This window comes from Streptomyces sp. f51 (genome assembly GCF_037940415.1).
Classification (GTDB): domain Bacteria; phylum Actinomycetota; class Actinomycetes; order Streptomycetales; family Streptomycetaceae; genus Streptomyces.
On record NZ_CP149798.1, the window covers coordinates 3,975,157 to 3,988,136 of the forward strand.

Sequence of the window (12,980 nt, forward strand, 5' to 3'; positions counted from 1 at the left end):
CAGGGGCGGGGGATGGGACGGAGGGGCCACTGTCGCCTCTGGGGCGGTGGGGCCTCGAACATCCGCCCGGCTCGGGATAGCCTCCGGCCATGGGGAATGGGCAATGGTTTCCGGCGGAGTGGCCGGAGCGGATTCGGGCGCTGGCCGAGGGCACGCTGACACCGGTCACGCCCCGGCGTGCCGCCACGGTGATGCTGGTCAAGGACGGCGAGACCGGCCCGGTGGTCCACATGCTGCGCCGACGCGCCTCCATGGCCTTCGCCGGGGGCGCGTACGCGTATCCGGGCGGTGGCGTGGACCCGCGCGACGACGAGCAGCAGATCCGTTGGGCCGGGCCCACGCGCGCGTGGTGGGCGGAGCGGCTCGGCGTGGACGAGACCTCCGCGCAGGCCATCGTGTGCGCGGCCGTACGAGAGACGTACGAGGAGGCGGGCGTCCTGCTCGCCGGCCCCAGCCCGGACAGCGTGGTCGGTGACACGACCGGGGACGACTGGGAGGCGGACCGGGCGGCCCTGGTCGCCAGGGACCTGTCCTTCGCCGAGTTCCTCGACCGCAGGGGGCTCGTGCTCCGCTCGGACCTGCTCGGGGCCTGGGCCCGCTGGATCACTCCGGAGTTCGAGTCCCGCCGCTACGACACGTGGTTCTTCGTCGCCGTCCTCCCGGAGGGCCAGCGCACACGGAACGCGTCCACGGAGGCCGACCGCACGGTGTGGATCCGTCCGGCCGACGCGGCGGCGGGCTACGACAAGGGCGAGCTGCTGATGATGCCGCCCACCATCGCCACGCTGCGCGGGATCGTGGAGTACGAGAGGTCCGCCGACGCCCTCGCGGGCGCGGCCGCCCGTGATCTGACCCCCGTCCTGGCCGAGGCCCGGCTGGAGGACGGCGAGGTCGTCCTCTCCTGGCCCGGACACGACGAGTTCACCAAGCACATCCCGACCGGCGGAGCCTCCGCATGAGCGACGCGGCAGCGCTCCCCGGCCAGCCGCGAGGCACGGTCCTCTCCGGCCCCGCCACCGCGCGCGCGGTGAACGTCCTCGCCCCCAACGCCTCCCCGATGACCCTGGACGGCACGAACACGTGGATCGTGTCCGAGCCCGATTCCGAGCTCGCGGTCGTCATCGACCCCGGCCCCCTGGACGACGTACATCTGCGCGCCGTCCTCGGCGCCGCGGAGAAGGCCGGTAAGCGCGTCGCGCTGACCCTGCTCACGCACGGGCATCCCGACCACGCGGAGGGCGCCTCGCGCTTCGCCGAGCTGTCGGGGACCTCCGTGCGCGCCCTGGACCCGGCGCTGCGCCTCGGGGACGAGGGGCTGGCCGCCGGCGACGTGATCAGCCTCGGCGGGCTGGAACTGAGGGTCGTGCCGACTCCGGGGCACACCGCCGACTCGCTGTGCTTCCATCTCCCGGCCGACCGGGCCGTGCTGACCGGGGACACCGTCCTGGGGCGCGGTACGACCGTGGTGGCCCATCCCGACGGGCGTCTGGGCGACTATCTCGACTCGCTGCGCCGGCTGCGCTCGCTGACGGTCGACGACGGCGTCCACACCGTCCTGCCCGGTCACGGACCGGTCCTCGACGACGCGCAGGGCGCGGTCGAGTTCTATCTCGCCCATCGCGCCCACCGGCTCGCCCAGGTCGAGACCGCCGTGGAGAACGGCCTGCGGGCTCCCGAAGAGGTCGTCGCCCACGTCTACGCGGACGTGGACCGGTCGCTCTGGCCCGCGGCCGAGCTGTCGGTGCGGGCGCAGATGGACTATCTGCGCGAGCACGGGCTGATCTAGGTCACCCGGGCCTTGGTGGCGTTCTCCAGTGGTCCGGGGGAGGACTCACGGGCGGGGCGCCTTGATGCCGTGCACGCGCGCGTACTCGGCGGCGAGCCACGGGCCGAGATCGTCAACGTAGGAGCGGAGCACGGCGGGGTCGCCGGTCGGCTCGTGTCCGCGTACGGCCGCGTTCCTCAGTTCGGCCGCCCGCTCCGGGTAGTACGCGCCGAACGCCCCGGCCATCTCCCCCAGGTCGCTGGTCCAGCCGTTCCAGCGCGGCATGACGAGCGTGAAGCCGGTGCGCACGAGGTGCCGGGACATCGAGCGGACCAGGGGGCGTCTGGCCTCGTCGGTGTCCTCTGCCGCGGCGATCCGCTCGCGCCAGCCCGGCAGCAGCAGGGCGAGGTCGCCGTTCGTCTCGCGGGCCAGCAGTGTGTCGGGACGGTAGCGCGGAAGGTGTGCGCCCAGGTCCTCGCCGAGGAGCGGGGTGCACAGGCAGGCGACGAACCAGCCGAGGTCGTGTCTCTCCAGGTCGCTCAGCAGCCGCTCGCGGCCGAACAGCAGCGTTCCCACGCCGTCGATCTCTGCGAACTCCCCGTCGAGTGCCGCTTCGAGCGCGCGGGCGTCGGCGCGGTCCGTCTCGGTCGGCTCGGCGCGCAGGGACAGCAGCAGGTCGAGGTCGGAGCGCCCCACGCGCGCGGTGCCGCGCGGGATCGAGCCGTAGAGGTACGCGCCGTCCAGCCGGGCTCCGAAGACGCCCAGGAGGCGTTCACGGGCCGCCGCGACGACCTGTCTGAAGGCCTGCGGCACGCGCGCGAGTGATCCCTCGCGCTCGATGTATCCCTCGGCGTCGATTCCTCCGCGGTGTTCCTGCACGTCCATGCGCCCACTGTGCCGGGAGGGGCCGCCGTCGCGCAGATCATTTACGGGCGCGCGGCCGACGCCGGACGGCCGCGGGTGCCCGTTGTCCACGGGGTACGACGACGGGGTCCCGCCTCGGTGGGAGGCGGGACCCCGTCGTCGTACGGCCGAACGGTGTCAGCGCGAGCGCTTGGCGAGCCGCTCCACGTCCAGGAGGATCACCGCGCGGGCCTCCAGGCGGAGCCAGCCGCGGCCCGCGAAGTCGGCGAGCGCCTTGTTGACGGTCTCGCGGGAGGCGCCGACCAGCTGGGCCAGCTCCTCCTGCGTGAGGTCGTGCACGACGTGGATGCCCTCTTCGGACTGCACACCGAAGCGGCGCGACAGGTCGAGCAGGGCCCGGGCCACACGGCCGGGCACGTCGGAGAAGACCAGGTCGGACATCTGGTCGTTGGTCTTGCGCAGGCGCCGGGCGACGGCGCGCAGCAGGGCGGCGGCCACCTCGGGCCGCGCGTTCAGCCAGGGCTGGAGGTCGCCGTGGCCGAGGCCGAGCAGCTTGACCTCGGTGAGCGCGGTGGCGGTCGCCGTGCGCGGGCCCGGGTCGAACAGCGACAGTTCGCCGATCAGTTCACCGGGGCCGAGGACGGCGAGCATGTTCTCGCGCCCGTCGGGGGAGGTGCGGTGGAGCTTCACCTTGCCCTCGGTGACCACATAGAGGCGGTCGCCGGGGTCGCCCTCATGGAAGAGGGCGTCGCCTCGCGCGAGGGTCACCTCACTCATGGAGGCGCGGAGCTCCGCGGCCTGCTCGTCATCGAGCGCCGCGAAGAGCGGGGCGCGCCGCAGAACGTCGTCCACGAGTTCTCTCCTTGTCGACCTGCTCAGGGGACCGTGCTCCCCCTTGGTACCAGGGGACCGTGTTCCCCATCTTGCCGGACGGTCCAAACAGTGTGATCAGTCACAAGTCTGCCGCACTGGCGTCCCGACGAGTGCGGCAGGGGGCCAATTGGGGGCCGATCTTCAGGGTCCGGGGCGGATGTCGGTGCCGGGCTTTAGGCTGGCCGGGTGTCCAAATCGCCGGTGAGAGCACAGGCCAAGGGGGCTGGGCGGGTGGTTGTACGTCGCGATTCCGCTGTGGGCGAACAGGTCCCCGACGGAACCAAAGAACCGACAAAAGCGGCAGGCCCGGTGCCGGTGGAGGACGTGTCGGGGGCGGCGGCGAAGGCGGCCGACGGGAAGAACACGAAGAAGACGGCACCCGGGACGGCCAAGAAGGTGACATCCGCGAAGGGCACCGCCAAGAAGGTGACATCCGCGAAAGGCACGGCCAAGAAAGTGACGCCCGCGAAAGGCGCGGCCAAGAAGGTGACGCCCGCGAAATCCGCTGCCGACGGGACGGCATCCGCGAAGCCCGCTGCCGAGAAGGCGGCGCCCGTGAAAGCTGTCGCCGAGAAGGCGGCGCCCGTGAAAGCTGCCGCCAAGAAGGCGGCGCCGGTCAAGGGTGCCTCCAAGAAGACGTTCGCGGCGGGGGAGGCCGCCTCCAAGAAGGCCGTCGCCCCCGTGCCGCCGCGGAACGAGTCGCACACCGCCCTCGTCCGCCGGGCCCGCCGCATCAACCGCGAGCTCGCCGAGGTGTACCCGTACGCCCACCCGGAGCTGGACTTCGAGAACCCCTTCCAGCTGGTCGTCGCCACGGTCCTGTCGGCCCAGACCACGGACCTGCGGGTGAACCAGACGACGCCCGCGCTCTTCGCCAGGTACCCGACCCCCGAGGACCTCGCCGAGGCCAACCCCGAGGAGGTCGAGGAGATCCTGCGTCCGACCGGGTTCTTCCGGGCCAAGACCAAATCCGTCATAGGGCTCTCCAGGGCCCTGAGGGACGACTTCGGGGGCGAGGTGCCCGGGCGCCTCGAAGACCTCGTGAAACTGCCCGGAGTGGGCCGCAAGACCGCCTTCGTCGTGCTCGGCAACGCCTTCGGGCGGCCCGGGATCACCGTCGACACCCACTTCCAGCGGCTCGTACGACGCTGGCGTTGGACCGACGAGAAGGAGCCCGACAAGATCGAGAAGGCCGTCGGCGGGCTCTTCCCGAAGAGCGAGTGGACGATGCTCTCGCACCACGTGATCTTCCACGGCCGCCGCATCTGCCACGCCCGCAAGCCCGCCTGCGGCGCCTGCCCCATCGCCCCGCTCTGCCCGGCCTACGGGGAGGGCGAGACCGACCCCGAGAAGGCGAAGAAGCTCCTGAAGTACGAGAAGGGCGGCTTCCCGGGACAGCGGCTCAATCCCCCGCAGGCCTATCTGGACGCGGGCGGCATGCCCGCGCCGCCGCTGGGTGCCGGATGACGGAACGAACACGGCCTCGGCGGGCGTTGGGAACAGCAGAACGGGGGTGGCGATGAAGCACGCAGGCGACACACAGGACGCGAGCAACACGCAGGGTGGTCCGGTGCTCAGCAAGGACGGACTGCCGGGCTGGCTGGGCCCGGTCGCGCAGGTCGCCGAGACCGTGGAACCGCTCCAGCTGAGCCGCTTCCTGCCGCCGGCCAACGGCACGGGCCGACAGTCCGCCGTGCTCATCCTCTTCGGCGAGGGCGCGCGCGGCCCCGAACTGCTGCTCATGGAACGGGCGGGGACCCTCAGATCCCACGCCGGACAGCCGTCCTTCCCCGGCGGCGCCCTCGATCCCGAGGACGGCGACCCGGCCACCGACGGGCCGCTGAACGCAGCCCTGCGCGAGGCCGAGGAGGAGACCGGCCTCGACCCGAGCGGCGTCCAGCTCTTCGGCGTGCTGCCCAAGCTCTACATCCCGGTCAGCCGTTTCGTCGTCACCCCGGTCCTCGGCTGGTGGCGCCGCCCGACACCCGTCGGCGTCGTCGACCCCGGCGAGACGGCCCGGGTCTTCACCGTCCCCGTGGCAGATCTCACGGACCCGGCCAACCGTGCGACCACCGTGCACCCCAGCGGTTTCCGAGGTCCGGCATTTCTGGTCGAATCGGCCCTGGTCTGGGGCTTCACGGCCGGGGTGATCGACAAGATCCTGCACTTCGCGGGCTGGGAGCGCCCGTGGGACCGCGACAAGCAGGTCCCACTCGACTGGCGCGCGTGACAAGGTGACCTTCGTGAATGTGCTGGACATCCTGTTGCTGGTCGCCGCCGTGTGGTTCGCGATCGTCGGCTACCGCCAGGGCTTCGTCGTCGGCATCCTGTCGGTGATCGGCTTCCTGGGTGGCGGCCTCGTCGCCGTCTATCTCCTGCCGGTCGTCTGGAGCTGGACGACCGACGACAGCAAGGTGAGCACGACCGCGGCCGTCGTCGCCGTGGTCGTCGTGATCGTCTGCGCCTCCGTGGGCCAGGCCCTCACCACCCACCTCGGCAACAAGCTGCGCCGGTACATCACATGGTCCCCGGCCAGAGCCCTGGACGCGACCGGCGGCGCCCTGGTGAACGTCGTGGCGATGCTGCTCGTCGCCTGGCTGATCGGCTCCGCCCTGGCCGGCACCACATTGCCGACGCTCGGCAAGGAGGTCCGCAACTCCAAGGTGCTGCTCGGGGTTTCCCGCGCGCTGCCCAACCAGGCCAACACCTGGTTCGCCGACTTCTCCTCGGTCCTGGCGCAGAACGGCTTCCCGCAGGTGTTCAGCCCGTTCGCCAACGAGCCCATCACCGAGGTCCAGCCGCCCGACCCCCAGCTCGCCGCGAGCCCCGTCGCCACCCGCTCCCAGAACTCCATCGTCAAGGTCATGGGCACCGCCCAGAGCTGCGGCAAGGTCCTCGAAGGCACCGGTTTCGTCTTCAGCGACCGCCGCGTGATGACCAACGCGCACGTCGTCGGCGGGGTCGACCAGCCCACCGTCCAGATAGGCGGCCGGGGCAAGAAGTACGACGCCACGGTCGTCCTCTACGACTGGGAGCGCGACATCGCCGTACTCGACGTGCCCGACCTCAAGGCGCCGGCGCTGCGGTTCAGCGCCGCGGACGCGACCAGCGGCGACAGCGCGATCGTCGCCGGGTTCCCGCAGAACGGCTCGTACAACATCCAGCCCGCGCGCGTGCGCGGCCGCATCACGGCCAATGGTCCCGACATCTACCACCGCAAGACGGTGCGCCGCGATGTCTACTCGCTGTACGCGACGGTCCGTCAGGGCAACTCGGGCGGACCGCTGCTGACACCCGAGGGCAAGGTGTACGGCGTGGTGTTCGCCAAGTCGCTCGACGACGCCGAGACCGGCTACGCGCTCACCGCGGACGAGGTCCGGCAGGACATCGCCAAGGGGCGTACGGCCGACCAGCAGGTCGACAGCGACAGCTGCGCGCTCTGACGGGAGGGCGGGATCTCCGCCGCGTCGGAGGGTGCCGGACGCGAAACCCCGAGCCGCTTCGGGAGACGCGGGGTGCGGGCGGCGACCCGGCCGCGTCGGGCGACGCCGGACGGGATTCCGGTCACGTCGGAGAGTGTCGGACGGGACCCCGGCCGCGTCGGTGGGGTGCGGGCGGGATCCCGGTGTCGATGGCGTGTGGTGGGGCCTCAGCCGCGCCTGGGCCGTGCCTCAGCCGCGTGGATGGCGCAGCCGTACGGAGACCCAGCGGGCCCGGCGCCGCAGAATGTGCGGAATCCCCACACGCGGATCCGTACCCGACCATTGCCGGGCGCCCCCCTGACGAGAGCTCAGACCCGTTGCCGAGCGGCGATTGCGTGCTACGTCACTGTAGTCGTGCGTCCAGCCCATACCCCGACGTCTGCCCCTGCCCCAAGGTCGATAACCTCGCCCCGGCCCTTCAATTGGCCTATGCGCGAGGCAAGTGGCCGTTCGTAGGACAGGTGTTCACGGTCCGCGTCGCGGGCGTCACACCGGGCGCTTTCGGGTGGCCGCGCAAGAGTGACCGGGTGTCACCGATCGGGTTCCGGATCCTTCAGCCAGTTGATCAGTTCGGTGGAGAAGGCGACCGGATCCTCTTCGTGCGGGAAGTGGCCGAGCCCGTCGAACAGCCGCCAGCGGTACGGAGCTTCGACGTACTCCCCGGAGCCCGCCGCGCTCCGCGTCCGCATCACCGGATCGAGTGAGCCGTGCAGATGCAGCGTCGGCACCCGCACCGGCCGCTTCATGCGCCGGTTGAACTGGATGCCGTCGGGGCGCGCCATGGACCGCACCATCCACCGGTACGGCTCGATGGAGCAGTGCGCGGTCGAGGGGATGCTCATGGCCCGGCGGTACGTCTCCAGGGTGTCCTCGTCCGGCTGCCGCGGGCCCGACCAGTCGCGCACCAGACGGCCCACCAGGGAGGCGTCGTCGGCGAGGAGTTGGCGCTCGGGGATCCAGGGACGCTGGAACCCCCAGATGTACGAGCCCGCCGTCGTCTGCCTGACGTCGGAGAGCATCGCGGAACGCCAGCGGCGCGGATGCGGCATGGACGACACCGCGAGCCGGCGGACGAGCTTGGGCCGCATGGCCGCCGCCGTCCACGCCAGATAGCCGCCGAGGTCGTGCCCGACGAGCGCCGCGTCGGGTTCGCCGAGGGAGCGCACGACCCCGGTGATGTCGAGCGCGAGATTGGCGGGGTCGTAACCGCGCGGGGTGCGGTCGCTGCCTCCGACACCGCGCAGGTCCATGGCGACGGCCCGGAACCCGGCGTCGGCGAGCGCGACGAGCTGGTGGCGCCAGGCCCACCAGAACTGCGGGAAGCCGTGCAGCAGCAGGACGAGCGGCCCGTCGCCGAGCTCGGCGATGTGGAAGCGGGCGCCGTTGGCGGCCACGTCCCTGTGCGTGACCTTCCGGCCGCCGGGAAGGTCGATCCGTACGACCGAGGTGGGTTGCGCCGATGGTGTGGCGGGGTCCGTCATGAGGACGAGCGTGCCACAGCCGCGACGGCGTCCTCGACCGGTTCGGGCCGGGGGTGCGGCTTGGCGTTCTGAAGGACACCCGCCGTCTCCTTCATGGACGCGGCCACCTTCTGCGGGCCCTTGCTCTTCTTGGCCTTCTTCGCGAAGATCACGCCGATCAGCGCGAGCACCGCCGCGACCAGCACGTTCGCCGCGAACGCAAGCAGGAAGCAGATCGCGAGATTCCAGTGGCTCCAGGTCCGGATGCCGTAGGTGAGGGCGAAGCTGAGCATGGGCAGGGAGAAGATCAGGACCGCGCCGGCCGCCGAGAACGCGCCGCCGCTGACAGCACCGCGCTTGACGTCCTGCTTGAGCTGAGCCTTCGCCAGCGCGATCTCGTCGTGCACCAGCGCGGACATCTCGGTCGTCGCCGCGGCGACCAGCTGGCCGATGCTGCGTTCGGCGCCGACCGGGGTCCCGTCGGGTGCGGTCATCGCGATCTCCCTCTTCTGCATGTGTTTGTACGGTCCTGTCAGATCATGCCGGACCGTCGTCACCCTCGCTTGCCCCACCCGCCACTTCGGCAATCCTGCGGTGCTCAGCGGCCTTCCGCTCGTGGATCGCGGCCATGCGCAGGTGGTACGCGGGCTTGTCCTGCTCGTAGATGTCGGGGATGCCGTCGAGGTCCTCGTCGCGTTCCTCGTCCTCGCACAGCGAGCGGTACTTGGAGTTGCGTATCTTCAGCAGGACCGTGGCGAGCACGGCCGCGATGAACGAGCCGATCAGCACGGCGGCCTTGGTCTCGTCGGTCAGGCTCGTGTTGCCCTCGAAGGCGAGCTCGCCGATGAGCAGCGAGACGGTGAAGCCGATGCCGGCGAGGGTGGCGACGGCGACGACGTCGGCCCATTCCAGCTCGTCGCTGAGCGAGGCCCGGGTGAACCGCGCCGTCAGCCACGTACCGCCGAAGATGCCGACCGCCTTGCCGACGACGAGCCCGAGCACCACACCGAGCGTCTCGGGTCGGGTGAACACATCGTGGATCGCACCGCCGGAGATCGCGACTCCGGCGCTGAACAGGGCGAACAGCGGCACGGCGAGGCCCGCGGACACCGGGCGCACCAGATGCTCGATGTGCTCACCGGGGGAGTGTTCCTCGCCCTCGTGGGGATGGCAGCGCAGCATGAGGCCCATGGCGACACCGGCGATGGTGGCGTGGATGCCGCTGTTGTACATCAGGGCCCAGATCACCAGCGCGAGCGGGACGTACACGTACCAGCCGTGTACGCCCTTGCGCAGCAGCAGCCAGAACACGCCGAGCCCCACGAAGGCCCCGGCGAGGGCCGCCAGGTTGATGGAGTCCGTGAAGAAGACCGCGATGATCAGGATCGCGAACAGGTCGTCGACGACGGCGAGGGTGAGCAGGAAGGCGCGCAGGGCGGACGGCAGCGACGTCCCGATGACGGCGAGCACGGCGAGCGCGAAGGCGATGTCGGTGGCCGTCGGGACGGCCCAGCCCTCCAGCGAGCCGTGGCCGAGGACGTTGGTCAGGACGTAGACGACCGCGGGAACCGCCATGCCGCAGACCGCCGCGGCCACGGGCAGCACCGCGGCCTTCGGGTCCCGCAGGTCCCCGGCCACCAGCTCGCGCTTCAGCTCGATGCCGGCGACGAAGAAGAAGATCGCGAGCAGTCCGTCGGCCGCCCAGTGCTCCACGGACAGATCGAGCCCGAGAGCGGCCGGTCCGAAGTGGTAGTGCGAGACGGTCTCGTAGCTGTGCGGCAGCGTGTTCGCCCAGATCAGTGCCGCGACCGCCGCGATCAGCAGCAGGACTCCGCCCACGGTCTCGGTGCGCAGCGCGTCCGCCACGAAGTTCCGCTCGGGCAGGGACAACAGGCCCAGGAACTTGCGCGGAGTGGTGCTGCTGCTGTTGCTGGGGGGCGTGGCCACGGTGAGGACCTCCGGTCGGGCAGGCAGGGCGGAGTACTCGCCGACCAGACTTCCCGGCACACCATGAACGATCTTGTCGCGTCTTTGACGCTTTGCTTACCTTACCCACGATGCGGCCGGTTCGGTGGGGGATCTTCACCGTACGGCTGGAGGGACCGGGGGGCCTGTTGGTTGGGCCGACGGGGGGTCGGCCCAGGGGGATTGGGCCTACGGGTACCCGGTCGGGCGTCCATGGGGCCGCGCGGAGGGGTGCGGACGCGCATGGGCGTGCACGCGTGCCTGAGGGGTGCGGGAGCGCGTCAGGGGCGCGGGTGTGCCCGGAGGGCGCGGGCGGGCGTGAGGGTGCTGGCCCGGCCCTGAGGGGTGCGGGTGTGCGTGAGGGGTGCGGGTGTGCCCGGAGGGCGCGGGCGTGCGTGGGGGTTACGGGTGTGCGTGAGGGGTGCGGGCGCGCGTGAGGGGTGCGGGAGCACGGTGGATGTGCTCCCGCACCCCTCAGGGCCGGGCCGGCGGGGTGGGCCCGCCTCAGTCCTCGCTGGGCGCGGCCGGCAGCTTCGCCTGGATCAGGTCCATCACCGTGGAGTCGGTGAGCGTCGTGACGTCACCGAGCTCGCGGTTCTCGGCCACGTCCCGCAGCAGGCGGCGCATGATCTTCCCGGACCGGGTCTTCGGCAGCTCGGCCACGGGCAGGACCCGCTGGGGCTTGGCGATCGGACCGAGCGTGGTGCCGACGTGGTTGCGCAGCGCCGCGACCAGTCCTTCGTCCTCGGCGGAAGCCGTCCCGCGCAGGATGACGAAGGCGACGATCGCCTGCCCCGTGGTCTCGTCCGCCGCACCCACGACCGCCGCCTCGGCGACCGACGGGTGGGAGACGAGCGCCGACTCGACCTCGGTCGTCGAGATGTTGTGCCCGGACACGAGCATCACGTCGTCGACGCGCCCGAGCAGCCAGACATCGCCGTCGTCGTCCTTCTTGGCGCCGTCCCCGGCGAAGTACTTGCCCTCGAAACGGGACCAGTACGTGTCGAGGAACCGCTGGTCGTCACCCCAGATCGTGCGGAGCATGGACGGCCACGGCTCGGTGAGCACGAGGTAGCCGCCCCCGCCGTCGGGCACCTCGTTCGCCTCGTCGTCGACCACGGTCGCCGAGATGCCGGGCAGCGCCCGCTGCGCCGAGCCCGGCTTGGTCTCGGTGACCCCGGGCAGCGGCGAGATCATCATCGCGCCGGTCTCGGTCTGCCACCAGGTGTCGACGATCGGCGTACGGTCCCCGCCGATGTGCTTGCGGTACCAGATCCACGCCTCGGGGTTGATCGGCTCGCCGACCGACCCCAGCACCCGCAGCGAGGACAGGTCGAACTTCGCGGGGATGTCGTCGCCCCACTTCATGAACGTACGGATGGCCGTGGGCGCCGTGTACAGGATCGTCACCCCGTACTTCTGCACGATCTCCCAGAACCGGCCCTGGTGGGGGGTGTCCGGGGTCCCCTCGTACATGACCTGCGTCGCGCCGTTCGAGAGCGGCCCGTACGTGATGTAGGAGTGCCCGGTGACCCAGCCGATGTCGGCCGTGCACCAGTACACGTCCGTCTCCGGCTTGAGGTCGAAGACCGCGTGGTGGGTGTACGAGGCCTGCGTGAGGTACCCGCCCGAGGTGTGCAGGATGCCCTTCGGCTTCCCGGTGGTCCCGGAGGTGTAGAGGATGAACAGCGGGTGCTCGGCCTCGAACGCCTCCGGGGTGTGCTCGGCCGACTGCCGTCCGACGATGTCGTGCCACCACACGTCGCGGCCCTCGGTCCAGGCGACGTCCTCGCCGGTGCGGCGCACCACGAGCACCTTGTCGACGCCGTCGACCCGGCTCACCGCTTCGTCTACGGCGGGCTTGAGCGCGGACGGCTTCCCGCGCCGGTAGCCGCCGTCGGCGGTGATGACCAGTTTGGCGTCGGCGTCCTGGATGCGGGTGGCGATCGCCTCGGCGGAGAACCCGCCGAAGACGACCGAGTGCGCGGCGCCGATACGGGCACAGGCCAGCATCGCGACGACGGCCTCGGGGATCATCGGCAGGTAGACGGCCACCCGGTCGCCCTTGCCGACACCGAGCTCGGTGAGGGCGTTCGCGGCCTTCGACACCTCGTCCTTGAGCTCGGCGTAGGTGATGGCCCGGCTGTCGCCGGGCTCGCCCTCGAAGTGGATGGCGACGCGGTCGCCGTTCCCAGCCTCGACGTGCCGGTCCACGCAGTTGTACGCGACGTTCAGCTTGCCGTCGGCGAACCACTTCGCGAACGGCGGGTTGGACCAGTCCAGTGTCTCGGTCGGCTCGGTGGCCCAGGTCAGCCGACGGGCCTGCTCGGCCCAGAAGCCGAGCCTGTCAGCCTTGGCCTGCTCATACGCCTCCGCGGTGACATTGGCGTTCGCCGCCAGGTCGGCGGGCGGCGCGAACCTGCGCTCTTCCTTCAGCAGGTTGGCCAGGCTTTCGTTGCTCACGACATCTCCCTTTCCCAGGGTGTCCGTTGTGTCCCAGGCCACAGCTCATCAGACCGGGGCCCCGGTGACAAGGCCCGACCCGAAATTGGTTTAGACCTATGCCTGGGT

The 12,980-nt window shown here is 71.1% G+C and carries 12 protein-coding genes; 5 read left to right on the forward strand and 7 right to left on the reverse strand.

From position 1 onward, the window contains the following. Nucleotides 1-89 precede the first annotated feature (89 nt). Nucleotides 90-959 carry an NUDIX hydrolase gene (locus WJM95_RS17395; RefSeq protein ID WP_339130636.1) on the forward strand — a complete coding sequence of 290 codons (870 nt, stop codon included), beginning with the start codon at nt 90-92 and terminating at the stop codon, nt 957-959. Then, nucleotides 956-1,786, forward strand: a complete 831-nt coding sequence (locus WJM95_RS17400) for an MBL fold metallo-hydrolase (protein WP_339130637.1) — start codon at nt 956-958, stop codon at nt 1,784-1,786. The genes WJM95_RS17395 and WJM95_RS17400 overlap by 4 nt, the downstream gene beginning before the upstream one ends. A gap of 45 nt (nt 1,787-1,831) precedes the next feature. Here WJM95_RS17400 and WJM95_RS17405 read toward each other — a convergent pair whose 3' ends face one another. Together WJM95_RS17405 and WJM95_RS17410 are read right to left on the reverse strand one after the other, a co-directional pair. Further along, nucleotides 1,832-2,650: a nucleotidyltransferase gene (locus WJM95_RS17405; RefSeq protein WP_339130638.1), complete on the reverse strand. Its 819-nt coding sequence runs from the start codon at nt 2,648-2,650 to the stop codon at nt 1,832-1,834. A gap of 156 nt (nt 2,651-2,806) precedes the next feature. Continuing rightward, the gene (locus WJM95_RS17410) at nt 2,807-3,481 is read right to left on the reverse strand and encodes a Crp/Fnr family transcriptional regulator (RefSeq protein WP_006382668.1); all 675 of its coding nucleotides are present in this window, start codon (nt 3,479-3,481) and stop codon (nt 2,807-2,809) included. Nucleotides 3,482-3,928: 447 nt separating this feature from the next. Between WJM95_RS17410 and nth the strand changes: the two genes are divergently transcribed. From nth to WJM95_RS17425, 3 genes are read left to right on the forward strand one after another with little or no spacing between them, the layout of a single operon-like run. After that, a complete protein-coding gene (gene nth, locus WJM95_RS17415; RefSeq protein WP_339135641.1) occupies nt 3,929-4,969 on the forward strand; it encodes an endonuclease III in 1,041 nt (346 codons plus the stop codon). 52 nt (nt 4,970-5,021) lie between these two features. Continuing rightward, nucleotides 5,022-5,732, forward strand: a complete 711-nt coding sequence (locus WJM95_RS17420) for a CoA pyrophosphatase (protein ID WP_339130639.1) — start codon at nt 5,022-5,024, stop codon at nt 5,730-5,732. Between the two features lie 13 nt (nt 5,733-5,745). Further along, nucleotides 5,746-6,945 carry a MarP family serine protease gene (locus WJM95_RS17425; protein WP_339130640.1) on the forward strand — a complete coding sequence of 400 codons (1,200 nt, stop codon included), beginning with the start codon at nt 5,746-5,748 and terminating at the stop codon, nt 6,943-6,945. Between the two features lie 228 nt (nt 6,946-7,173). Here the strand turns inward: WJM95_RS17425 and WJM95_RS17430 are convergent, their stop codons facing one another. From WJM95_RS17430 to acs, 5 genes are all read right to left on the reverse strand, one after another. Next, nucleotides 7,174-7,353, reverse strand: a complete 180-nt coding sequence (locus tag WJM95_RS17430; RefSeq protein WP_339130641.1) for a hypothetical protein — start codon at nt 7,351-7,353, stop codon at nt 7,174-7,176. Nucleotides 7,354-7,514: 161 nt separating this feature from the next. Further along, nucleotides 7,515-8,465: an alpha/beta hydrolase gene (locus WJM95_RS17435; RefSeq protein WP_339130642.1), complete on the reverse strand. Its 951-nt coding sequence runs from the start codon at nt 8,463-8,465 to the stop codon at nt 7,515-7,517. After that, nucleotides 8,462-8,938, reverse strand: coding sequence for a phage holin family protein (locus tag WJM95_RS17440; protein WP_339130643.1), 477 nt, complete (start codon nt 8,936-8,938; stop codon nt 8,462-8,464). The genes WJM95_RS17435 and WJM95_RS17440 overlap by 4 nt, the downstream gene beginning before the upstream one ends. A 43-nt stretch (nt 8,939-8,981) precedes the next feature. Then, nucleotides 8,982-10,391, reverse strand: a complete 1,410-nt coding sequence (nhaA, locus tag WJM95_RS17445) for a Na+/H+ antiporter NhaA (protein ID WP_339135643.1) — start codon at nt 10,389-10,391, stop codon at nt 8,982-8,984. Between the two features lie 522 nt (nt 10,392-10,913). After that, nucleotides 10,914-12,914, reverse strand: coding sequence for an acetate--CoA ligase (gene acs, locus WJM95_RS17450; RefSeq protein ID WP_339130644.1), 2,001 nt, complete (start codon nt 12,912-12,914; stop codon nt 10,914-10,916). Nucleotides 12,915-12,980: the final 66 nt, after the last annotated feature.

Bases quoted from the DNA above. Each gene is read 5' to 3' on its own strand.
- WJM95_RS17395 (WP_339130636.1), top strand. From the start codon at position 90: ATGGGGAATGGGCAATGGTTTCCGGCGGAGTGGCCGGAGCGGATTCGG.
- WJM95_RS17400 (WP_339130637.1), top strand. From the start codon at position 956: ATGAGCGACGCGGCAGCGCTCCCCGGCCAGCCGCGAGGCACGGTCCTC.
- WJM95_RS17405 (WP_339130638.1), bottom strand. From the start codon at position 2,650: ATGGACGTGCAGGAACACCGCGGAGGAATCGACGCCGAGGGATACATC.
- WJM95_RS17420 (WP_339130639.1), top strand. From the start codon at position 5,022: ATGAAGCACGCAGGCGACACACAGGACGCGAGCAACACGCAGGGTGGT.
- WJM95_RS17430 (WP_339130641.1), bottom strand. From the start codon at position 7,353: ATGGGCTGGACGCACGACTACAGTGACGTAGCACGCAATCGCCGCTCG.
- WJM95_RS17435 (WP_339130642.1), bottom strand. From the start codon at position 8,465: ATGACGGACCCCGCCACACCATCGGCGCAACCCACCTCGGTCGTACGG.
- WJM95_RS17440 (WP_339130643.1), bottom strand. From the start codon at position 8,938: ATGACCGCACCCGACGGGACCCCGGTCGGCGCCGAACGCAGCATCGGC.